We start from the raw sequence: 23,035 nt of genomic DNA on the forward strand, positions 1-23,035 counted from the left end.
TTAATAAAAAATAAAATGAATATTTAAATTTAGGCTGCAGCAAATTTGAAAAATCAAAAAACATTATATAAAGATAATATATATATGAAATGTTATGAAAATTGATGAAATTAGTGAAAAGGACTCAACAGTAGATATCCTTGTAAAAATTTTATCCATTGATAAGAGAACAGTAAATACATCCAGGGGTGAAACCACATATTATTATGGATTAATTGGTGATGATACGGGTGTAATCCCATACACTGCCTGGGAATTTCCCCAGGTGATAAAGGCAGGTGATGCTGTCGAAATAAAATATGCAAGGGTTAAGGAATATAATGGAAGATTGAGAATTTATATTGATTCAAGAACAGAGGTAATTTTAAAACCAGGAGAAAACATAGAGGTTAAAAATACATACAAGGAGGTAAAACTTCAGGATATTTCATCCAAAACACCATTTGTCTCAGTAACCGGCATGGTTTCTGGAATAACAGAACATGAATACCAAAAATCAGGAGGCAAATTTATTCTATACTCCGGTTTTATTGAGGATGATACATCAAAGGTTAGAATTTCATCATTTGGAAGACCCCTTGAGAATGGAAAAATATACTCCATTAAGGGTGCAAGGGTATCAGAATTTAATGGCCAGATGGAGATATCTGTAAGTGATAAAACAACATTAAATGAGATTCAGGGGTATAACATAAATCTTGAAAGAAATTACAGAATATTTGAGATAAAAAATCCCGCCGGGAGTATAAACATAATGGCCTTTGTAATCACACTTGGAACCAAGAGCGGGATAATAAAAAGATGCAGTGTGTGCAATAAACCATTAACAACAGGTGTATGTCCTGATCATCCAGATGCCAAAACCATTCTGGATATTTTTACCTATTTTACTGTTGATGATGGAACAGGCCATATTCAGGCAATAGCAGGAAAGAATGCCATACTGCCTGTTCTTGGCATAAGTGAGGATGAGATTGTAAAAGTTGCAGGTGATATATACAATAGACTTTATGAAAAATTATATGGGCATGCATTCAAGATGAATGTGGATTTTGTCATGAATGATAATTCATTATCTCTCAGGGTTAATAAAATACAGGAGATACAGAACAGTGATGTAAGGCAGGACCTAATTGAACTGGAGGTGTGAATATGGCTATAATCGAAAGACAGAAGAGGGAAAAGGCAAACTGGATATTTTCAAGGGAATTAAAGGATTCAAATGTGCTTGAGGGCGAGGATAAAAGACCGTATGTAATAACACCTCTGGGAACAAGGGTAAAAAGGGTGTTAATAACCGGCCACATAACGTTCAAAAACAGCGATGAAAAGATGGTTAAAATTACACTGGCAGACTATATCGGTTCATTTTACATAACAGCCTTTAAAAGCGGATTTAACAGCGATATGGCAGAGGAGGTTGATAAATACAATGTAAATGATACAGTTGTGATAATGGGAAAGGTGAGTGCATTTAAAACAGAGGATAATGTATTTTATTTTTCAATTAATCCTGAAATGATTAAGCCAATATCAGAAATAGAAAGATACTTCTGGGGTGAGAGAAGCTTCTATATTGCCAGAAGAAAAATATATGCAATCAGGGAAATTAACAAGGATGAAGAGGCCAACGAGGAAACGTTAATAAAATTGGGTTATACAAGGGAGGAGGCAGAGGACGCAGTTAGATCCAAAAATTATTATAAGGATTATGATTTTAATTCATACCTTTCTGCAATTTCGGCAATAAATTATGAGATGCCCTCAAATGAGGTGGTAAAAACAGAAACAGGCGGACAGGAAAAATTAATACCTGATGTTGAGGGTTTCATACTTGATTATATAAAAAATAATGATGACGGCCCGGGATGCAGGTATGATGATATAATCATCGCCGCAAAAAATGAGGGTATAACACAGGAGCAGGTGGATGAAACCCTGAATCTACTGGGATCAAATGGGGATATATACGAGGTTTCATTGAAAAGATATAAGGCATTATGAAATAATAACTCCATAAATATTAAAATATAATAAAAACATTATATATTTATGGCAACAAAAGATGAAGTATTATCATGGTTTCAGAATGGTGATGATAATGCACAGAAATTAATAGACCTGAAATGGAAGGTTTCTCAGGTTGGGCCATACACGGTTCTTCAAAATGATAAGATACCATTTACAATGTTTCTTACATTTAATGACGATAACACATTAAATTTATTGATCAGAACAGGCATTGAGACCGCAACAATAGATAACCAGGAGAGATTGACAGTTTACAGGGTTCTGCTAATACTTAATAAACGTGTGGAAATGGTTAAATTTATGCTTGACGGAATAAACGAGGAGGTCGTTGCAAGGGAGGATATGGTTACAGACACCTTAACCAAGGATGAGATAAATGCAGGTTTAAATGCAATACTAACCGCCTTTTATTTAATGGTTCAGGCCCTTCATCTCGAGGATCAGTTTAATTCACAGATAATTGAAAGAACATACATGATGATAAAAAATATGGCTGATGAGGGTAAGTCAAGGGACGAGATAAAGGATTATTTAAAGAAGACAATAGGTCTCAGGGATGAGGATGCAGAAAAATTAATAAGTGAGGTACTTGATGCTGACAAGGCTCCATCAAATATGTATCAGTGAGGGAAAATTTTCATTTAACCCTGCAGCAGTTAATTCAGGGTCTGTACCTGCAACCTTAATTATATTATTTATTATATTCTTTCTTGTTTTATTTATCATAGTATATTACATTGCAAAGATAATAACATCCCAGAGGTCAAGAAGATATACCGGTGCTGAATCGTTAATTAATAAAATAGGCATAGCACAGTCTGAAATTAACAAAAATGAAACCGGTACGGTTACTGTTGATGGTGTTCCATGGGAGGCAGTAAACATTGGTGATGAGGTAATTAAAAAATACGATAACGTTGTTATAAAGGATAGGCGTGGAGTTAAACTGCTTGTTAAAAAATTGGGTAAAAATATTTTGAGGTAAATATAAACAGAAAATTTTGAAAAAAATAATATATGGCTATCAATTACAGTATTATGGGAGAAACTCTTGCCGAAATTGAAATATCCAAGGATGGCGAAATATACTATGTAAAAATGACACTGCCCAGCGGTGAAGTTGTTAACATGGAAAATGAAAGCTTTGAGGAGATATTGGAACAGATTGCAAACGACCTTGAGGACAGATATCCATCATGATGCGGGGATGGCCCAGAGGTACGGCGGCAGCCTGCTAAGCTGTTTCTCAACAGAGAGCATGGGTTCGAATCCCATTCCCCGCGCTTTTTAGTCGTGTAAAAAAATCTTAAATATTGTTTTAAAATGGATTTTTATGAATATTTTTATCGCTGGAATTGGACCGGGCATGGGAAGTGCAATAGCCGTAAATTTAAAAAATCAGGGGCACAATATTTTTTTATGTTCCAGAGGTGAGCTTGTAATAAAACTGGCTAAAGAACTTAAATGTAATTATGCCAGATGCGATATAAAAGATTATAATTCGCTGGAAATTGCAATAAATAGGGCATATAATGTACTGGGAGGTCTTGATGCTGTCATAAATGTTTCCGGTAATTACTTTTCTCAGGAACCTGTGGAAAGTTATGATGTAAAAGAATTTGTGGATGCACTGGAAAACAATGCGATCACATTTTTCAATATAATTAAGGCATCGCTTAATTATCTAAAAGAATCCAGAGGAACTGCCATAGGATTCTCAGCGGCAGAAAATGTTTATCTAAATTCAAATCCAGGATATGCAGCAGGCAAGGGTGCGGTTTATTTTATGACAAAGTATCTTGCACATTCCCTTATTCAATATGGAATAAGAGTTAATTCGATAGCACCGGGTTTTATTGATAAGGAAAATAACCCAAATTCCGGCAGGGCTGGTGCCACCGGTAGATACCCGCCAGATGGGGTGCTTGATGCCATTAATATGCTTTTGCATAATAATATGATTACAGGTGAAGTCATAAGGGTTGCAGGAGGCCATGACATTGATGTGGGTTCAGGTTTATAGTTCACTTATAAAGTTTGATATAAAAATAGATAATAATGTATTATGTCTGAATTTAAAATTATAAATGATGGCTATTATTATATAGATGCCGGTGCATATTTTGGCATAACCCCAAAGGCAATATGGCAGCGTTATTTTAATGATAATAACAACAGAATAAGGCTTGGACTTAATATTTTATATTTTAAAAATAATAATTATAATTTTTTAATCGACAGCGGCATTGGAAATAAATTTGATGAAAAATTTGTGAAAATTTTTGAACCGGATAAATCAGTGGACGCTGAAGGTCAATTAAGTGAATCTGGAATAAAAAACATAGATTTTATAATACTTTCACACATGCACTTTGATCACTCAGGCCATGCATTTTCCAGTTCTGATTTATTCAGTAAATCGGTTATAATATGCCAGGAACCTGAACTAAAGGCCTATAAAAATCCCAATGATTTCACACGTGGCAGCTATGTTAAATATCAAAATAGGAAAAATATTCTAACGCTTGATGGTAGCAGGAGAATTAGCAGTGAAATCAGTGTTATTTACACAGGCGGTCACAGTTTTGGTCATCAGATAATAAAGATAAAAATAGGGAATAAAAGGTACATATATGGTGGCGATCTATTCCCATCAGCATTCCATGTAAAACCGAATCATTTAACAGCCATAGATGTTAATCCAATTCAGTCAATGGAGATGAAGAAAAAAATTTTGAAAATGGCAATTTCAGAAAGGGCAATAATGATCTTTAATCATGATACAAACATTATATCTGCACGGATTTCGGGAACGCCTGAGAGGCCCGAGATAGAACAATGCGATATATAAATATCAGTACTCACGCCATCTGTGATGGCAGGCCTCACATGTATAAAACTTTGTTTCAGGTTCATCTGCAGACCTTGTCTGCTTTAATAAATAATAGGCACCAACGTGACCGCATTTAGGGCAAACCGCCTCACTGTCAAGCGGTTCACCGGATACTTCCTCCTCTATCATTATTGTCTCCTTTCCAGAACTCTGTGCTGTAATTTTCTCATTATGACCTGATTTTGAAACCTCATAACCACAGTTATTGCATATGTATTTATCTTTATTTGGTACCATTAAGGAACCACATTTTGGACAGAACATGCTTATAATATTACAAGTTGATATATAAAGATAATTAAATAAAAGGTTTAAATAAAATTTCATAATATTTTATTATGAGCCCCGAAGAAGTTTTGAAAAAATATAAAAATGTGGCCGTTGTTGGCATTTCGGAAAAACCTGATAGATACAGCAATATTGTTGCCAAATATCTCATGGATAATGGTTATAATATTATACCGGTAAATCCTTCAATAGAGGAATGGAACGGTATAAAATCATATAAGGATTTAAACTCTGTTGATAAACCAGTGGACGTGGTGGATATATTTAGAAAACCGGAGTATGTAACAGATATAGTAAAACAGGCAATAGGTAAGGCAAAGGTTATATGGATGCAGGAGGGAATAATCAACGAGGAGGCCAGGGATGTTGCAGAAAAAAATGGAATGTATGTTGTTATGGACAAATGCATGAAAAAAGAGCTGGAAAAATTAAAACAGAAATAAAAATTTTTAAGGTTGATTTTAATGTGGTTGTATGCTGGGGTAGCCTAGCCCGGAAAGGCGGCAGACCCGAAATCTGCTGCTAGCAATAGCTCGGGAGTTCAAATCTCCCTCCCAGCGCTCTATTTTATTTTTTCTGCAGTTAAATAGAATTTATCCATTCTTATATCTTCTATTCTTGTAAGCCTGCCACCAACTGAAAAAACCTGTTCATCTGTTTGTATAATAAATGAATTTTTATAGCCGGGTATTATATCAGTACCCTTTATTGATCCGGATATATCTATATCACCATTCTGTGTGACACCTATGACACGGCCCTCAAGTTTATATCCATTATTTAAAAACATGTTTATTGCCTCGCATGAAATCCATGAAGTATTAAAAATCCAGTTGCTTTTGATCTGGAACTTTGATATATATATTGATGGTTTCCATATAATATTGTAATAATAGTAGTTTATTATATGTATCATTTCCTCTTCCTCAAAATCTATGGCATATTTATTTCTTAGATTGATATTATCCACCTGTACTATTGCCTCATCTCTATCCTTTATGATAATTTCTGGAGATATTCCAGGTCTTCTTTTAATAACTATTTTTGAGATAAGATCTGTAATATCGTATCTATCTGAATCTGGAAATATTGTTAAAAAAACAGATACACCACGATCTGCGGCCTCTATAAGATATTTATCAAGATATCTGAGTGTGGACAATCTACATGATCCAATAATCTCATTCTGTGAGTTTACAACCATATCCTTCATCTGTTCTCTTATTAATACCTCATTATCCAGATACCATAAATATGGATTGTATTTATTTGCAGTTAACGCTGATTTTTCAACAACCTTTGATATTTCATCCTTATATTCAGTCATTTCATTGATTATTTTGCTAAGTGCAACCTCAACAGGGACGGCACGGTATATCTTTTTTTTCCCGGGACTTACCTCTATTAAGCCCTTGGTAATTAGATTATTAAAAAGGTCATAAACCCTGGGCTGCGGTATGCCTGCAGTTGAAACAATTGATGTTGAAGTCTGCGGCCCATTCAATAAAAGTGTTTTATAAACCTTAATCTCATAGGGAGATAAACCAAATTTAGATAATTTTTCAAATACTTCATCGTCATTCATAAAAGGAAATTGCTTACATATAAATAAATATTTATATTAAAAAATAAAATTTTATAATTTTCCAATATCCCTTACTACATCTATGTCTAATGGTTTCTCTCCGGGTTCCCAGTTTGCAGGTATGGCGCACATATGGCCCTCGCCCTCTGGTGTGTCATGAAGTACCTTAAGTCCCATAAATGCACCATATATGTGCCTTACATCCTTTCCGAGGCCATTGTTGAACATTGCTATGTACTGAACCTTACCCTCAGGGTCTATTATTACCAGACCCCTCTGTGCCTGGTATCCCTTTGTATCAAGGAATCCATACTCTGTTGCAATTTTCTTTGTATAATCATCTATTAACGGGATCTTGCTCTTGCTTACCCTTGGAGATGTATCAGACCAGGCCTTGTGTGAGAATACTGAGTCCTCGCTGATGCCGAAAATCTGGGCCCCTTCCTTTAAAAATTTATCATATGAACCCATTAATGCCTCTATATCTGTAGCACAGACAAAGGTAAAGTCTCCCGGGTAAAATGTCAGTATTACCCATTTCCCCCTGTAATCTGAGAGCTTTATTGTTTTAATTTCTTTGTTCTCTGGAAAATATGTGTCTGCTTCAAAATCCAGTGCTTCTACTCCTATTTGCAACATGTTTATCAATACATAATTATTATATCCTATATTAATTTTAATTATCTTTAATTACTAAAAAATTGTATTTTATTCATTTTATTTAATCATAATACTAATATTATTATACAAACACATAAAAATTTTAATGAAGCGCCTTTAAAAGAGGTTTAGAATTGACATATAAGGAAATCATAAAAATCTTATTTAGTCTCAGCTATATTAAGACCAAAACAATGTTTAAATATAATAAATAATATAATACCTGTATTTGTAGTAAAAATATATATATTATATATTAATTCCCTTTTACTATGAATAATGATAATGAGATAAAAGATATTATTGCAAGGGTTAACCGAATACCGGTTTGGTCCCTACCGTATTCCTTTCTAATTATAATTGGCATTGGCTATTTTTTTACCTTCTATGATATATCCGATATTGGCTTTGCCATGCCAGCAATTTCCACACAGTTTCACATAGGTGCATCAACATCATTATTTCTTGCACTCTCTGTTGGTTTAATAGGCTATGCTTTTGGTTCTTATATTATCGGTAGCATAGCGGACGTATTTGGACGGTACAAATCAATGATAATCACAATGGCATTAACAGCAATTGGGTCTTTTGGTGATGCAATATCCTTTAATGTGCCTGAACTGACAATAGCAAGATTTGTCACAGGGCTAGGGCTTGGTGCTGATTTAAACCTTGTTTCTGGTTACATAAGCGAGTTTGCACCACCGCAGTGGCGTGGCAGAATCACAGTGTATACCTTTATAATAGGAATACTTGGGCAGGCAATAACCCCATTTATAGCACTTGGACTTGTTCCAGTATATTACAATGGCTGGCGGTATTTGTTTGCCATAGGTGGCATAATTGCAGTAATAGCATTGCTTTTAAGGTTTGAATTACCAGAATCACCGAGATGGCTTGCAATAAAATCTGGAAATCTTGAAAAGGCAAAAAGTGTGCTAAAGATGATGGAGGATACCGCAGAGAAGAGGTTTGGGAAATTACCCGACCCCCATCCGGAGGATGTTGATTTAAAAGAATATGAACAAAAATTTCCAACACTTTACCTATTTGAGGGAAAAACTGGAAAAATATATTCAAAGAGATTGACAATTCTTGTGTTTATGTGGTTTTTCTGGTATATAGGAAACTATGCATTTCTTGGGGATGCTGCCACCATGCTTGCGGATGCCCACATTTCACTGGCCAGTTCCATACTTTACCTTGCCATAGGTGCAATAGGCTATCCGGTTGGCGCAATAATTATGGCCCTAACAGCAGATAAATATGAAAGAAAATACGTAATATTTTTCGACACTGTTATATGGTTTATTGGGCTTATCATATTTTCATTAAAAACAGAACCCACATTACTTGCAGGGTCATTCATGGCATCACTTGCTCTTGGCATGTATCTTCAGGTGGCCTATACATATACAGCAGAAAACTATCCAACAAGGGCCAGGGCATCCGGATTCGCACTTACTGATGGAATTGGACATATAGGGGGTGCACTGGGAGCAATAATCCTACCAATTATAGTTGCCTCATATACATTTAAGACAGGTTTTATATTTATTGCCATAACAGGCCTTATTGCAGGTCTTATATCACTTCTAGGACCAAGGGCATCCAGGGAAACACTTGAAAAGATATCGTCATAAATAACTTAACTTTTTAATTTTTTTATATTTTTGGAATTGGTGGCTCTAAAATGGTAAGTACTTGAATAACGTTTTAAGATTAATTTCAATGTTATATCTTTATTATAATAGAAATATTCTGGGTAACCTTTATTATAAAATATGGCATTTATGATAGAATTGGTACAGCATGGATTTTATTATTTTTTCCCAGTAATATAAATATTTTAATAAATCACGCATTTGTATTTACATGAATATAAAAAATTCAGTTTTAATAATTTCTGGTGGTATTACAATGCTGTTAATATGGATTGTCATTGCTGTTTCTTCAGCATTTAATCCATGGTTTGGGATAACACATAATGCCCTTAGCGATTTGGGCGGTGGAAATTTAATAAATAATGGCCATCCAGCACCCTTATATCCATGGATTTATAATGTTGGCCTTATGATCGAAGGTATATTAATTGCAATTTTATCCTCATTTTTTATTTTAAGGGCAAGAAATACAATTGAAATAGTCGGTTCATCCTTCTTTATAATTTCTGGATTGTTTCTTGCACTAATTGGGATATACCATGAGGGGACATACCCGCACGATTTCGTTTCCATCTGGTTTTTTATACTTGCCACAATTTCATATACGGCGATAGGTTTTTCAATAATTTTAATAAATATTAAAACTGGAATTTCATTATTGGTTATACTTGTAATTGCATGGATTCTTTTTGCCATTATTCCCTGGGGGTCTGTTGCAGAGAACGAGATTTTCGGAATAGTGGTTATAGAAATTGTGGTTATAATTCATATCCATAATATAATAAAATATCCAAAAACATTGAATATACAAAAATAAATGAGCCACTGGAGGGTTTCGATCCCCCGACCTGCTGATTACGAATCAGCTGCTCTGCCTGCTGAGCTACAGTGGCTTAACATACAAGGCAATTCCTGATGGTATTTTTGGATAAAAATATGTTGATTTTTGTGGAAGAAGCTTGTTTTCAGTAATGAATTTTAAAAATTCTTCCTTTTGCCATGACGGAATAAGAATGGAAAAGTTACATTCATGGTTATCAACGGAATTTATTGCGTCTGTATAATTATATATAAATCTTATATTCTTTTGATACTCTGCTGTATTCATTGAAAAAACGTCCTGAAAGAGAATATTATTTACTATTTCAGTTGGAAGAGGCTTTGAATTTCCAAATTTTTCTTTAATTATATAATCCTTTGGGGTCAAGTAATAAAATTTAGAGTTGCTGTAAATGCATATTCTGTGGTCCCCATAAAAATTTTTATCCTCAACAATATCAAAAAAATTTTTAATCCGGGGTATAAATGGCTCAAAATTTATGCCATATACAAGCCTGTGAACGCCCCCTATCATAAGGCCCGGATCGTATATTGAGGTTATATATGACATAACATATTTCCAGAACCCATCATTTGTTTCACTGTAAAGTTCCTGCACCGCTCTTAACCTGTGATGGCCATCGGCAACTATGCCCACATCCTGCCTGACAGAACTTTTAATCTTTTCTATTTTTTCCCTTGAATCCAAAAAATAAACATAATTGTGTACACCAAGGGGCTCTTCAAATACAAATTCTGTGGGCAGTTCAGATGCCGTTCTCTTCAAAAGTTTATCGAATGAATTATCAGGAACAACCATAAAGATTGGTTCCAGCTGGGCATTAAGTGTTTTCATCACCTCCTTGCGATCAATAACCTGATTTGGAAATGTTAATTCATGTGGCTTAATATTGTCTGCACAGACGTCAACCAGTGCAATTATGCCAAATCTCTGCATCAATTCCTTATTGTTATAGAATTCCTGCTTTAAAATTATTAATATGTCATTATTAATCTGCTCAAGTTTTTTTTCTGATATCCATCTGTGAAATATATCAAGTGAGGCCTTTATTCCAAGATTTTTTTCAGGCATGGTCAGCTTTACTATATTACACTTTTTATTTCTTAACTCCATTTCCTGATTCCACGATATGGTGTCAAATGGAGGTGAGACAACCTCCTGCATATCGCAGTTAAACACATATGGTTTAAACTCACTTATGTTCAACATTACCACCCATTAAACCCAGAAGCCTTTCAAGATTGGCTTTATAGTATTCATCTCCATCTGGGGTTTCCATTATCATGGGGATATTATTAAGATTATTGTCATTTATAATATTATAAAATCCACTGTCACCAATGTAACCGTAACCGATATTTTCATGCCGGTCTCCCTTTTCACCAAGCTTATATTTTGAATCGTTAAGGTGTATGGTTTTAATTTTACTGTAACCAACTTTATCGTTAAGGGTGGACATCACATCATTATAATTTTTAGTTATATCATAACCATAGGCATAAAAATGGCATACATCAAGGCATAAATAAATCCTGTTTTTTGCCATGTCCATCATTGATGCCATTTCATCAATGCTGCCGGGTAATGTATTTCCCTTACCTGAAGAGTTTTCAATTAATATGGATGTATCGCCTGTATCGAGTGAATTTAAAAAGTCCATTATGTTATGAATGGCATTATTATGGTTTTCCGCCGAACCAGGATGTATTACAAGATAGTTTATACCAAGGTCATTGCACATTTTTACCTCGTTTTTTATGTCTAATTTAGATTTTTCAACAACCTCTGGATTCTGACTGCCCAAATTAATTAAATATGTTGCATGTGCAACCGTGTTTTTAATATCAAATCTCTTAACGTTTTCCCTAAATTGAAGGATATCTTTATTATCTAAATTATTATTTGTGTTCCACTGCCTTCCATTTTTAACAAATATCTGAAAGGCAGAGAAACAGAATTGTGATGCCCTTTCAGGTGCCATGTATATTCCACCGGATATTGAAACGTGGCCACCAATGATTTTTTCATTTTTTATAAATTCAGATTTTATATTCATCATTGTTTATCATCATGTGTATAAACTGAAGGACATGCAAAGAAAGTATGGGATTATCTGTGTAACCACAGGCGTCCAGATCAGCCCCGGCCAGCATTGCCCTTGATTCATCACTTGCCACATCAGTTGCTATAAGCCCCTCCTTTCTATAAACCTCTGTATTTGGCGGAACCCTTTTATTAGGTGGTGTGATAAATATGACATGAACCCCGCGCTTTATTGCGTTGTCTATGTTTTTCTTTAATTCCGTTCTTATTTCCTTTATTCTTGGTGTTGCAATCAAAATTTCCCTTTCTGATAGATCAAACATTTCTGCCATTTTTGCCATGACCTTTGATCTTCCATATATTGTATAAACAAGCTGTGGGTCACCCTTGGACGGCAAAACGTCCTGAAGCTCCTTAAGCCTCTCAAATAGGTTGTTTACCTTTGAAATAAAATTATCCTTAATTTTGTCCATTTCCTCGGGCTTGAACATCCTCGGCCTGCCCTCCGTTTCCTTTGCAAAGCCCTTTTCCACAAGAGATTCCATAACCTTGTATGCTGATGTTCTGGGTATTCCTGCAGTATCCGCTATTGTATCTGCATTGGCAACACCATGATATACAAGGGCCGCAAATGCCTGTGCCTCATATGATGACAGACCCAGTATTTTAAGCATATCTGCGGTTTTCATTATGTACTCTGAATTAGCTTCCATAACTAATTAATGCCATATTAATTTAAAATCTTTTCCATTGCACAATGTTTTTATAAATTGATTACAGGATTAATTATCAGATAGTAAAAATTATAATAAATAATTTGTTAATGTAGTTTGTGAAGGAAATACAAATATTAAAGAATGTTTTTATATCCGATTTATACTGTGTTTATTTAAAGGATATATCCGCTGTTGTGGTTTCTGACCTTCATCTAGGATTTGAGGATGAGATGAACCTTCATGGATTGTTCTTACCAAAATTACAGAGGGAGCATATAGAAAGGACAATGGATGCCATAATAGATAGGTACTCACCAAATAAAATTATTATAAACGGGGACTTTAAACAGGAATTTTCAAGGAATCTACCGCAGGAATGGGATGATGTAAATCATTTTATTGAACGGTATAAAGATCAGGCAAAACTTATTTTTATAAGGGGAAATCATGATAATTACCTTACAAATATATTAAAACATAATAATATGGAGATAATCGATTTCTATGAGGATGATAATTATTACATATATCATGGGGACAGGGATATGTCAACAAGAAAAATAACCATACTTGGCCATGAGCATCCTGCCGTTGTTCTCAGGGATGAGGTTGGTGGTATATTTAAAATACCGGCGTTTGTTTTTAATTTTGATTACAGAATTTTGATTACGCCCGCAATGAGCTTTTTTTCCTCAGGTACAGATGTTTCCGAATCATTATTAAGTGAGGAACATTTTACACCTGTTCTAAAAAGCGTTTCAAAAAGGTTTAGGGCCTATGGCATAACAGAGGAATTTGGCCTTCTGGATTTTGGATATGTGGAGGACCTGGAACAAAAAATAAAATAAAAATTATCTTTTTTCTATTTCTATGTATTCCATACTTCCCGGACCATTATAAATTGCCCTTGGTCTTATCAGTCTTTCCTGGGTTTCCACATATTCTATTATGTGTGCCAGTATTCCAGATATCCTTGAAAGGCCGAAAAGTGATGTAAACATATATAATGGAAACCCAAGTTCATTAAAAACTAGGCCAGAATAAAAATCTGTATTTGTATATATTCCCTTTCCACCGAAATTTTTAACCCCAAGATTTTCAAGTTTTGTGGCTATTTCGAGCAAATTTTTCTGTTCCTGTGTTCTGGCAAGTGATCTGGCATATTCCTTAAATGTTTTCAATCTTGGATCAAATGTCCTGTAAACCCTGTGACCAAAACCAACAAGCCTTTTCCTTGGTTCTATGATATTTTTTTGAAACCATGAATCAACATTATCGGGTGTTTTAATCTCAAGAAATTGCTTAAAGGCAGATTCTGCTGCACCTCCATGCAGTGGGCCCCTTAATGCGGTTATTGCCGAGGTTATTGATGAATACATATCAGATAAAGTTGATGCAGTAACAAGGGCTGCCGTGGTTGATGCTGGAATCTCATGATCCATATAAAGAATTAGTGCAGCATCCATGGCCCTTACCTTTTCTTTATCAGATTCACCAAAACAGGCATTTAAAAATGATTCTGCATAGCTGCCATGGGCCTCAGGTGTAACTGTATCAAGGCCCTCCTTAATTCTATATGTATTTGCCACAATTGATAATGCCTGGCCAAGAATTGCCATTGACGTTTTTTTATCATTTTCCTTATTCCACTGGTAATTGTTTTCATTCGATGAAAGCGCAGAAAAGGCCGTTTGCATTATTGCCAGTGCATCTGATTTCTTTGGCAGGCTTTTCATTGTGCTTAAAACATAATCGGGAAGCACCATATTTGAAAGCACATGATTTTTAAATTCATTGAGCTGATCATAATTTGGCAGTTTTCCAAAGAGCATTAAATATGAAACCTCCTCAAATGATGATCTGGCTGCAAGTTCATTTACATCATAGCCACGGTATCTCATTATTCCATTAATACCGTCTATATAAGTTAATTCAGTATATTTTATATTAACGTTTTCAAGACCTGGACTTATAGCTTCACTCATACTATCTTATATATCACTAATATAAAAGCCTTAAGATTTCTATGTGCATATTAATAAAACTTAAAGAAAGGCAATATTGGGAAAAACAAATATTTTTATATTCAATATGAATAAAATTTTATGGCCAAAAAAATTCAGGGATTATCAGAATGGAGACTAAATATTCTGGAAAAGCATCTCCTGACCTCCCTTATAATACTGTTTTTTATTTTAAGTATCATATTTCTTTTTATTTCAATTATTACTGGCAATATATATTTTAGGGGCGTTGCAATCGGTTTGATAATATCATGGTCAACATGCCTAATCGCCTTAATTTTTAAGAAAATCATTTATAAGAATCTAATAAAAGTTGTTAAATAAATAAAAACCACGTGGTTTATTTTCATTTCCTTTATTTAAGAATACAGGAATTTCGATTCTATTGAATTTTTAATACTTAGATTTTTTATGTATTATGTTTATATTCATGCATTACAGTGATTTAAACAATTATAAAAACGCCCGCGCCGGGATTTGAACCCGAATCTAAGGCTCCGCAGGCCTTTAGGATATCCAAATTACCCCACACGGGCTTTATTATATTGCTTAAACATATTTTAACTTTATAATAATTTATGATATTTGGATATAGAATAACTTAATATATAAGGATCAATTTAAATTTTATGTATATACCCGAATATTTCAGAATAACCGACAGGAAAATTATTATAGATTTCATCAAAAAACATAGTTTTGGAATACTTGCAGTAATTTCTTCAGATGATGTTGATGCAGTTCATATACCATTTCTTGTTGATGAATACAAAGAAAATTTTAAACTCTGGGGACATCTTGCAGAAGGCAATATGATTATTGAAAATTCCACCAATATGAGAGGACTTGCTATTTTTCAGGGACCTGATGCTTATATATCTCCAGTCTATTATAAATATAAATCGGTACCTACATGGGATTACATGACTGTTCATGTTCATGGTACATTAAAATTTACTGATTTTAATGAAAACACAGAAAAAATTAAAAAACTTATAAAGTTTTTTGAACCAGATTCTCCTATTCCAGATAATTTAAGCGAAAAGCCATACTTTCCAATGCTAAAGCAGATTAAGGGATTTTATTTAATCCCTGATAAAATAGAATGCGCATTTAAACTTGGACAGAATCATCCTATAGAGGATCAAATGGGTGTGCTTAATGCATTGACAAAAAATGAAAATCTTAAAGAAATGACAGATTTAATGGAAAAAAACATAAGCATATATAAAAAGAATATGTTTAAATAAGAGTTAAATATTAGTCTTTATCCGAAAGGATTAAGGAAGTAATAGTATGGAAGAAGTAACCAAAATTAAGGATTTGACACCTTCCTCAAGACGTGTTAACGTTGTTGGAAAGGTGATTGTATTAGGAGAGCCAAAAGAGATAAAAACCAGATTTGGTGATGACAAATCAGTGACTGAGGTTGTCATAGCCGACGATACAGGGAAGATAACCCTGACACTATGGGACGACCAGCCCAAAGACATAAGGGATGGTGAGGTTCTTAAGATAGATAACGGCTATATATCACTTTTAAGGGGCCATATGAGACTTAATGTCGGTAAATATGGTACACTTTCAGAAAGTGATGAGGATATAGAACCCAGTGAAGAACTTGATATGAGTGAAAAGGAGTACGAAAACCAGTATAACAACTATGGAAATAACAACAGATACAGGAACAATGGAGGCAACAGGAGATACAACAATAACAGAAGATCAGGCGGGTTCGATAGAAATAATGAGGAGGAGGATTAATCCTCCTTTTCTTTTGTATTTATAGTTTTTTTCTGCATTTTATACATTTCAATAATTTCCTCAGTTGTTGTGGCGTCCTCAGGATTTTTATCATCCCTGAATTTTATTAGCCTCGGAAATCTTAAAGCAAGACCAGAGCCTTTTTCAATTATATTATATGCACATGTATGAACAGGGCTTACTGTAATTTCTGCACCCTTTACCTCCACCACCTTTGATGGATAAATCCAGTAATCGGGAATCATGGTGCTATCAAGCCTTGCGGGCTTTTTATCCACTATTAAGCTTTTAAAAATCCCGGGGAGTTCAGATAGCATCTCATCTGTAAATCCTGATCCAAGTTTTGTAAATGTTTCAAATGAGTCCTTCTTTTCATTATAGCATGCAAGTAATAAGGCGCCATAGGTTCCCTTACGCCTCCCATGACCATTAAAGGCACCGACAACAACAAGGTCAAATGAATCTGATATTTCCTGCTGGTAATCCCTTTTAAATTTAATCCATAGCCATCCCCTGGCTCCGGCGCGGTAAACCGAATCCTCTGAAATGTTCTTTGAGACTATTCCCTCACAGCCATCCTCAATACTTTTTTCAAAGAATTTCATAATTTCATTTTCATCGTCACTTTCGATTCTTGTTGCAAGTTTAAAATACTCATTTTCCTTAACGTTTTCCTCAAGTATTTTCCTTCTCTCAGGGTATGGCAGATTAATAAGCGATTTGCCATTTAAATAAAGTATATCAAAAATAAACATTACTATTGGTATCTCTGATGTTTTTTCTGTTAAATCATATTTTCTTCCGCGCCTCTGTGAGACCATCTGGAACGGCATTAATTCTCCTGTATCAGGGTTATATGGAACGGATTCTCCATCCAGTATACAGGACTCAAAATGAAATGAATCCTTAAAATTTTTAACAATATCAGGGAAATTTTGTGTTGTTTCCTCAAGACCCCTGGAAAATATCTTTACCTCACTGCCCTTCTGGTGCAGCTCTGTTCTTAGGCCATCATATTTATATTCATATGCTGCCCTTCCACCCATTTTATCCTTAATATCAGCAAGTGATTTTAATCTCTCAGCAAGCATTACCTTAAACGGTATTAATGGTTCTGGACCCATATTTTTTATTGCGTCTATATTTCCAGACTGAAGCAATTCTGCAATGTATCCAATATCCGGATGGAAATTGTATGCATTTTCTATTATATCTGCATATTTTTTATCACTAAATGCGGATACAAGCGAATCAAGAATGGTTGAATCGGCAACACCCAGCCTGAGCTTGCCTGTAATTATTCTGGTTATATATTTTATATCATCAGGTTTTGAATTCATTAATAAATCCATATATGAATCCATCTTGGTTTTTATGCTGCCATGACCTGAAAATTTTGCTATTTCCATTAACTTTGAGTAAACATAATTCACGGTTAAATCCTCATTAAATAATGATTTCTGTGATATGTTTTTACTAATTTCCATTGCAGTTGTACCCAGATCACCGGTTTTGTAAAATATTTTATTTACCTCCTCATCTGAGAGGCCTGATACAGAGGATAATGATTTTATTATAAGCTTATCAGACATGCCAAATTCAATTCCCTCAAAATCCGGTGCAAGTTTACCCTGAACAAGATACACAATGTACTTAAGATCATTATTTGCCTTTTTTAAAAGGTTGGCAAGTATTCTTGTGAGTTCAAGCCTTTTTGTTGTATTTTCCATTTCACTAAATGTTGATGTAACCTCAGAAAATTCCATGAATAATATATTCGTAATATTATTATTAAACTTTTTATTTTTATAATTAGTTTTGATTTTCAATATGCATGTGTGAATTTGATTAAATGAAATTGGTAAGGCAACCAAAAATAAGAATTAGCATAATATCATATGCCTGAATAATTTCCAGTTTAAAAATTAAAATATAATTAAATCAATCAAAAGAATAAAACATGCATAAACTTAAAATTTATATTCTTTGTATATATTATGTTATAACCCGGCTTAGCTCAGTTGGTAGAGCGATGGACTGTAGAGTGAATACTGCAGATCGCAGACATCCATAGGTCTCTGGTTCGAATCCGGAAGCCGGGACTTATAGCTTAATGATTTGATTGCTTTCTAAATAATAAATCATTTTTGGTTATTATGCTAATAAAATATGCTTAAAGTAACATAAACATTAAATATAATTGCCTCATTGGATGGTTAATGTACGGCATTTCAGATTCAGTACTTGCATTAATGTTTCTTGGAACACTTTTACTGCTTGCAAAACTTGGTGAGGAGATATTTGAAAGACTTAAACTTGTTCCATATGTGGCGGCTATAGTATTTGGAATAATAATAGGTCCTGGTGTGCTTGGACTCATAAATGTACTGCCCAATATATCCCTATTCATATCCATTGGTATAAATTTTCTTTTGTTTTCAGGTGGTGCACTGGAATTTAAGAACGTTGATACTAAAAAGTTAATGAATTATAAAAATATTATATTAGGTGTAATTGAATTTTTTATTCCATTTTCGTTAATTTCTTATTTTGTATTCTTAATACTTCACAGCCTTTTAATCGCCATAGTAACAGGGATAGTTACAGGAATGAGCAGTGCTGGTCCGCTCACAAGGCTTTTAAGTGACACAGGGCTAAATAAAACTGAGGAGGGAAATAAGATTTTTCAGGAGGTCGTAACAATAGAAATTTCTGCAGTTATATTATTTTCCTTTATTTCAGATTTTCACAATAAGCCAATAACATTCATAAATGTACTATTAACATCACTTGAACTGATAGCCTCAATTGTTGTAATAATACTTTTTAGCAAATACATTTTAATAAGATTGCTTGAAAAAATGGATGCAAATTCAAAGGCACACGAAACTACAATAGCCATAATAATAGGATTTATATTTATACTTGGCTTTATAGGTGAACTTTACGGATTTAATTCCGCCATAGTCGCCCTCTTTATTGGAATCATTTTAAGGGATTTTATAAATGATAGGCCCATTATAGCAGAGAAGATATCCACAGTAACATACGGGCTGTTCGAGCCGTTATTCTTTATCGGCCTAGGTCTGTACTTTGTTAAAATTACACCTGCCCTCATTATACTTGGACTCTTAATCTTTGCAATAGCACTTTTAATAAAACCCATTGCAGGATTTGCAACATCAAAAATTATAAAAGTGCAGCCATGGAAAAATGCGCTTGGCACTTCTGTTAACGGCGGTGTTGATGCGGCCCTTCTTGTTGTTGCTTTAACACTCTCACTTGTTGGCCGCTATGATTATTCAATAATTATGATAGCAATAACTTTATTAACATTAATGGTGCCATTATTATTTAACATCAATGCGCCTGTTATACCGGTGAAAAAATCAAGATATGTCTGGGAAATTGTTAATTCAGAATTCAAAAATTTAAAGGCGTGTGATATTGCAAAAACACTGCAAACGGTTTCTGTAAATGTAAAAAATCCCATAAGCCTTGCATTTAAAATATGCACGGACCTTAATTCCAGGGCGGTTATAGTTACAAATTCAAATAACCGTGTTGTTGGTGAACTTTTATTAAGTGACATGGTAACACTTGGAGAGAACAAACTTAGAACATATACGGTCTCGCAGGGGAGAATTGTTCCGGCCATAAAGGTCAGGTGCAATGCACCGGCAACAGATCTTATTAAGATTTTTAGGGAAACTGACCCGCCAATAGTTGCCGTGGTTGATGAGAGGGGGAAATTTATAGGGACCATACTTGAACGTGAAATATTAAAGCATATATCTGATGTTTTAAGCAGGGAGGCCGAATGATATATAAATATATGGTCAATTGCATCCCATAGAAAATTTAAATATACTATTTGTTATTTACAATTAATAATTATCTTGGATGGATTAATTATGTCAGAGAGGGATTATAATATGGATGTATTGAAAACTGGAACAACAACAGTCGGCATAACTGCCGGCGATTACGTTATTTTGGGTACCGATAGCAGGGCGACCATGGGAACCTTCATTTCAAATAAGAACGCTCAGAAGCTTTACCAGATTGACACATATGCAGGGATGACCATAGCGGGCCTTGTTGGAGATGCCCAGGTGCTTGTTAGATACATGAGGGCAGAGATGGAGCTCTACAGGGTTCAGAGAAAGATTAACATGCCACTGGACGCTGCGGCCACATTGCTTTCAAATATGTTAAATCAGAGTAAGTTTTATCCTTACATGGTACAGCTTTTAATAGGCGGTTATGATAAAAAGCCACACATATATTCAATAGATGCTGCCGGTGGTGCGGTTGAGGATATTTACGCAAGCACCGGATCTGGTTCTCCGTATGTTTACGGTGTTCTTGAGGCTGAATATTCCCCCGATTTAAAGCTTGATGATGCCATTGATCTTGTAATAAAATCAATAAGTGTATCCAAACAGAGGGATTCAGCATCAGGAAATATGATACAGGTTGGTGTTGTCGATCCTAAAAAGGGTTTCTACTATTTATCCCAGGATGAGATTTTATCCAGGATAAAGAAACTTAAATTAATTTTATAAATTTTTTATTAATTTTAAGGTGTTATAAATGTCTTTTCGTGATTATCTAAGCGAAGCTAAAAATATATTTGACAGGCTTTATCCCGGAAATAAGATTACAGAGATAGACTATGAGGGTTCAACAATAATAGTCTACACAAAGGATGAGGAATTATTCTCAAAAAGGGATGACCTTGCAAGGCAGATCGCGCAGGAACTAAGAAGAAGAATAGCAATAAGGCCTGATCCAAGCATTATGCTTGACGAGGATTCCGCATCAAAAAAAATACAGGAATTAATTCCGAAGGATGCAGGGTTTCAGGATCTTTATTTTGAGCCGGATACTGGAGAGGCCGTCATAGAGCTTGACGAGCCCTCAATAGTAACAAACTCGGATATAATAAAGGAAATAAAATCACAGACAAACTGGTCTCCAAGAATAGTAAGGGCACCTCCCATGTATTCAAGAACTGTAAAGGAGGTCAGGGAATACCTGAGGGATGTAAAAAAGGAAAGAAAGGAATTCTTGCATAATCTTGGGGTTAAGCTTACAACGCCATTAATGCCGGGTGAAACCTGGATAAGGATAACGGCACTTGGCGGCCACCGTGAGGTTGGCAGAAGTGCCACACTTATATCAACAAACAATTCAAAGGTTCTTGTTGATTGTGGCATGATAAATGTTAATGATCCTGAACAGCCATGGGAGGAGGCACCATATTTATATGTCCCTGAAATACAGCCGTTTACATCACTTGATGCTGTTGTTTTAACACATGCACATCTTGACCATTCAGGTCTTGTACCGCTGTTATACAAATACGGCTATGAGGGACCGGTTTACACAACTGCACCAACCAGGGATCTGGCCGCCCTTCTTCAGAATGACTATGTTAAGGTTGCGCATTCAGAGGGGCATAAAATCTCATATGAATCAAAGCACATAAGGGAGGAATTGAAAAGAACAATCACATTGAAATACAACGAAACGGCAGATATAACGCCGGATATAAGATTAACACTTTATAATGCAGGCCACATACTTGGATCTGCTGCAGTGCATCTTCACATAGGCGAGGGCTTATATAATATAGTTTTAAGTGGTGATCAAAAATATGAGAAGACATGGTTGTTTAATCCTGCAGTTAACAGATTCCCAAGGGCAGAAACTTTAATGATAGAATCAACGTATGCTGGCCGTGATGATTATTCATATACAAGGGTGGAGGCGTACAATACACTTGTTGATGTTGTAAACCGCACCTTTGACAAACATGGCACTGTACTTATACCGGTTTTTGCTGTGGGCAGGAGCCAGGAGGTAATGCTTGTTCTTGAGGACGCATACAGAAACAAGCTGATACCTGAAAATACCAGGGTTTACCTGGATGGTATGATTATGGAGGCGACCGCAATTCATGCCGCATACCCTGAATATCTCAACAGGGAGCTAAGGGAACAGATAATGGTTAAGCGTGCCAATCCATTTTTAAGCCCAATATTCCATAGCGTTGATACAAAAAAACAGCGTGATGATGTAATAGATGATCCGGATAGCAAGGTAATACTGGCAACAGCGGGCATGATGAACGGTGGCCCTGTTCTGGAATATTTTAAGGCACTTGTTTCATCAGAGAATAACACGCTCGCATTTGTTGGATACCAGGCCGATGGAACGCTTGGCAGGCGCATACAGAATGGTGCATCATCAGTAACACTTTCAGAGAATGGCAAATCAACCAAATTTGATATAAAGATGAATGTGGAAAATGCTGAGGGATTCTCAGGGCATTCAACAAAAAAACAGCTAATAAACTTTATAGGAACCATGCAGCCAAGACCGCAGAGAATACTGGTAAACCATGGGGATGGTGACAAGTGCTATGAATTTGCACGTCTAATCCATGCAAAATTTGGTGTTGAAACCATTTCCATGAAAAATCTTGAGACAACGAGATTATATTAATCAATTGTTAAAT

The 23,035-nt window shown here is 35.0% G+C and carries 25 protein-coding genes and 5 tRNA genes; 20 read left to right on the forward strand and 10 right to left on the reverse strand.

Going from position 1 to position 23,035, the window contains the following annotated elements:
- Positions 1-94 precede the first annotated feature (94 nt).
- From TZ01_RS04205 to TZ01_RS04235, 8 genes are all read left to right on the forward strand, one after another.
- The gene (locus TZ01_RS04205; RefSeq protein ID WP_048101554.1) at positions 95-1,150 is read left to right on the forward strand and encodes a replication protein A; all 1,056 of its coding nucleotides are present in this window, start codon (positions 95-97) and stop codon (positions 1,148-1,150) included.
- A gap of 2 nt (positions 1,151-1,152) precedes the next feature.
- Positions 1,153-2,004 carry an OB-fold nucleic acid binding domain-containing protein gene (locus TZ01_RS04210; protein ID WP_048101555.1) on the forward strand — a complete coding sequence of 284 codons (852 nt, stop codon included), beginning with the start codon at positions 1,153-1,155 and terminating at the stop codon, positions 2,002-2,004.
- Between the two features lie 48 nt (positions 2,005-2,052).
- The gene (locus tag TZ01_RS04215) at positions 2,053-2,658 is read left to right on the forward strand and encodes a hypothetical protein (RefSeq protein WP_048101556.1); all 606 of its coding nucleotides are present in this window, start codon (positions 2,053-2,055) and stop codon (positions 2,656-2,658) included.
- Entirely contained in the window at positions 2,624-3,016 is a 393-nt protein-coding gene (locus TZ01_RS04220) for an NfeD family protein (protein WP_048101557.1), read from the forward strand. The genes TZ01_RS04215 and TZ01_RS04220 overlap by 35 nt, the downstream gene beginning before the upstream one ends.
- A gap of 53 nt (positions 3,017-3,069) precedes the next feature.
- Positions 3,070-3,231, forward strand: a complete 162-nt coding sequence (locus TZ01_RS09735; protein WP_169749806.1) for a hypothetical protein — start codon at positions 3,070-3,072, stop codon at positions 3,229-3,231.
- Position 3,232: 1 nt separating this feature from the next.
- Positions 3,233-3,314: transfer RNA gene (locus TZ01_RS04225), tRNA-Ser, on the forward strand.
- Positions 3,315-3,364: 50 nt separating this feature from the next.
- Positions 3,365-4,054, forward strand: a complete 690-nt coding sequence (locus TZ01_RS04230) for an SDR family NAD(P)-dependent oxidoreductase (protein ID WP_048101558.1) — start codon at positions 3,365-3,367, stop codon at positions 4,052-4,054.
- Between the two features lie 42 nt (positions 4,055-4,096).
- A complete protein-coding gene (locus TZ01_RS04235) occupies positions 4,097-4,882 on the forward strand; it encodes an MBL fold metallo-hydrolase (protein WP_048101559.1) in 786 nt (261 codons plus the stop codon).
- A gap of 3 nt (positions 4,883-4,885) precedes the next feature.
- Here the strand turns inward: TZ01_RS04235 and TZ01_RS04240 are convergent, their stop codons facing one another.
- Positions 4,886-5,188 (reverse strand): transcription factor S, encoded by a 303-nt coding sequence (locus TZ01_RS04240; RefSeq protein WP_048101560.1) that lies wholly within the window; start codon positions 5,186-5,188, stop codon positions 4,886-4,888.
- A gap of 74 nt (positions 5,189-5,262) precedes the next feature.
- Between TZ01_RS04240 and TZ01_RS04245 the strand changes: the two genes are divergently transcribed.
- Both TZ01_RS04245 and TZ01_RS04250 read left to right on the forward strand, forming a co-directional pair.
- Positions 5,263-5,655 (forward strand): CoA-binding protein, encoded by a 393-nt coding sequence (locus tag TZ01_RS04245; protein WP_048101561.1) that lies wholly within the window; start codon positions 5,263-5,265, stop codon positions 5,653-5,655.
- 33 nt (positions 5,656-5,688) lie between these two features.
- A tRNA-Ser gene (locus tag TZ01_RS04250) sits at positions 5,689-5,772 on the forward strand.
- Positions 5,773-5,774: 2 nt separating this feature from the next.
- On the opposite strand, the gene TZ01_RS04255 is transcribed toward TZ01_RS04250, so the two are convergent.
- Together TZ01_RS04255 and TZ01_RS04260 are read right to left on the reverse strand one after the other, a co-directional pair.
- Positions 5,775-6,797 (reverse strand): TrmB family transcriptional regulator, encoded by a 1,023-nt coding sequence (locus TZ01_RS04255; protein WP_048101562.1) that lies wholly within the window; start codon positions 6,795-6,797, stop codon positions 5,775-5,777.
- A gap of 51 nt (positions 6,798-6,848) precedes the next feature.
- Positions 6,849-7,436: a peroxiredoxin gene (locus TZ01_RS04260; RefSeq protein WP_048101563.1), complete on the reverse strand. Its 588-nt coding sequence runs from the start codon at positions 7,434-7,436 to the stop codon at positions 6,849-6,851.
- Between the two features lie 293 nt (positions 7,437-7,729).
- Between TZ01_RS04260 and TZ01_RS04265 the strand changes: the two genes are divergently transcribed.
- Positions 7,730-9,100: an MFS transporter gene (locus tag TZ01_RS04265; RefSeq protein ID WP_048101564.1), complete on the forward strand. Its 1,371-nt coding sequence runs from the start codon at positions 7,730-7,732 to the stop codon at positions 9,098-9,100.
- 232 nt (positions 9,101-9,332) lie between these two features.
- On the forward strand, positions 9,333-9,938 hold the full coding sequence (locus TZ01_RS04270) for a DUF998 domain-containing protein (RefSeq protein ID WP_048101565.1): 606 nt from the start codon (positions 9,333-9,335) through the stop codon (positions 9,936-9,938).
- 3 nt (positions 9,939-9,941) lie between these two features.
- Here the strand turns inward: TZ01_RS04270 and TZ01_RS04275 are convergent.
- The 4 genes from TZ01_RS04275 to TZ01_RS04285 all read right to left on the reverse strand — a co-directional run bounded on the left by TZ01_RS04275 (position 9,942) and on the right by TZ01_RS04285 (position 12,718).
- Positions 9,942-10,014: transfer RNA gene (locus TZ01_RS04275), tRNA-Thr, on the reverse strand.
- Positions 10,005-11,168, reverse strand: coding sequence for a DUF1015 family protein (locus TZ01_RS09410; protein ID WP_169749820.1), 1,164 nt, complete (start codon positions 11,166-11,168; stop codon positions 10,005-10,007). Before TZ01_RS09410 ends, TZ01_RS04275 begins: the two co-directional genes overlap by 10 nt.
- Complete coding sequence (locus tag TZ01_RS04280; RefSeq protein ID WP_082180452.1) at positions 11,155-12,021, reverse strand: deoxyribonuclease IV; 867 nt, start codon at positions 12,019-12,021, stop codon at positions 11,155-11,157. The genes TZ01_RS09410 and TZ01_RS04280 overlap by 14 nt, the downstream gene beginning before the upstream one ends.
- Complete coding sequence (locus TZ01_RS04285) at positions 12,002-12,718, reverse strand: TrmB family transcriptional regulator (protein ID WP_048101566.1); 717 nt, start codon at positions 12,716-12,718, stop codon at positions 12,002-12,004. The genes TZ01_RS04280 and TZ01_RS04285 overlap by 20 nt, the downstream gene beginning before the upstream one ends.
- Positions 12,719-12,837: 119 nt before the next feature.
- On the opposite strand from TZ01_RS04285, the gene TZ01_RS04290 reads away from it, so the two are divergent.
- Positions 12,838-13,569 carry a metallophosphoesterase gene (locus TZ01_RS04290; protein WP_048101567.1) on the forward strand — a complete coding sequence of 244 codons (732 nt, stop codon included), beginning with the start codon at positions 12,838-12,840 and terminating at the stop codon, positions 13,567-13,569.
- Positions 13,570-13,572: 3 nt separating this feature from the next.
- Here TZ01_RS04290 and gltA read toward each other — a convergent pair whose 3' ends face one another.
- Positions 13,573-14,706 (reverse strand): citrate synthase, encoded by a 1,134-nt coding sequence (gene gltA, locus TZ01_RS04295; protein WP_048101568.1) that lies wholly within the window; start codon positions 14,704-14,706, stop codon positions 13,573-13,575.
- 120 nt (positions 14,707-14,826) lie between these two features.
- Between gltA and TZ01_RS04300 the strand changes: the two genes are divergently transcribed.
- Positions 14,827-15,069, forward strand: a complete 243-nt coding sequence (locus tag TZ01_RS04300; RefSeq protein ID WP_048101569.1) for a hypothetical protein — start codon at positions 14,827-14,829, stop codon at positions 15,067-15,069.
- Between the two features lie 138 nt (positions 15,070-15,207).
- Here the strand turns inward: TZ01_RS04300 and TZ01_RS04305 are convergent.
- A tRNA-Arg gene (locus TZ01_RS04305) sits at positions 15,208-15,281 on the reverse strand.
- Between the two features lie 93 nt (positions 15,282-15,374).
- Here TZ01_RS04305 and TZ01_RS04310 point away from each other — a divergent pair.
- On the forward strand, positions 15,375-15,995 hold the full coding sequence (locus TZ01_RS04310; protein ID WP_048101570.1) for an FMN-binding negative transcriptional regulator: 621 nt from the start codon (positions 15,375-15,377) through the stop codon (positions 15,993-15,995).
- A 46-nt stretch (positions 15,996-16,041) separates the two neighbouring features.
- Positions 16,042-16,509, forward strand: coding sequence for a single-stranded DNA-binding protein (locus TZ01_RS04315; protein ID WP_048101571.1), 468 nt, complete (start codon positions 16,042-16,044; stop codon positions 16,507-16,509).
- On the opposite strand, the gene TZ01_RS04320 is transcribed toward TZ01_RS04315, so the two are convergent.
- Complete coding sequence (locus TZ01_RS04320) at positions 16,506-18,275, reverse strand: ATP-dependent DNA ligase (protein WP_048101572.1); 1,770 nt, start codon at positions 18,273-18,275, stop codon at positions 16,506-16,508. The two genes, TZ01_RS04315 and TZ01_RS04320, sit on opposite strands and share 4 nt — an antisense overlap.
- 240 nt (positions 18,276-18,515) lie before the next feature.
- On the opposite strand from TZ01_RS04320, the gene TZ01_RS04325 reads away from it, so the two are divergent.
- From TZ01_RS04325 to TZ01_RS04340, 4 genes are all read left to right on the forward strand, one after another.
- Positions 18,516-18,611 (forward strand) — tRNA-Tyr (locus tag TZ01_RS04325).
- Between the two features lie 117 nt (positions 18,612-18,728).
- Positions 18,729-20,333: a cation:proton antiporter gene (locus TZ01_RS04330; RefSeq protein ID WP_048101573.1), complete on the forward strand. Its 1,605-nt coding sequence runs from the start codon at positions 18,729-18,731 to the stop codon at positions 20,331-20,333.
- A gap of 111 nt (positions 20,334-20,444) precedes the next feature.
- The gene (gene psmB, locus TZ01_RS04335) at positions 20,445-21,077 is read left to right on the forward strand and encodes an archaeal proteasome endopeptidase complex subunit beta (RefSeq protein ID WP_048101829.1); all 633 of its coding nucleotides are present in this window, start codon (positions 20,445-20,447) and stop codon (positions 21,075-21,077) included.
- Between the two features lie 28 nt (positions 21,078-21,105).
- The gene (locus TZ01_RS04340) at positions 21,106-23,022 is read left to right on the forward strand and encodes a beta-CASP ribonuclease aCPSF1 (RefSeq protein WP_048101574.1); all 1,917 of its coding nucleotides are present in this window, start codon (positions 21,106-21,108) and stop codon (positions 23,020-23,022) included.
- The last annotated feature ends 13 nt before the right edge of the window (positions 23,023-23,035 follow it).

It is taken from the genome of Acidiplasma sp. MBA-1 (assembly GCF_000949015.1).
Lineage (GTDB): Archaea > Thermoplasmatota > Thermoplasmata > Thermoplasmatales > Thermoplasmataceae > Acidiplasma > Acidiplasma aeolicum.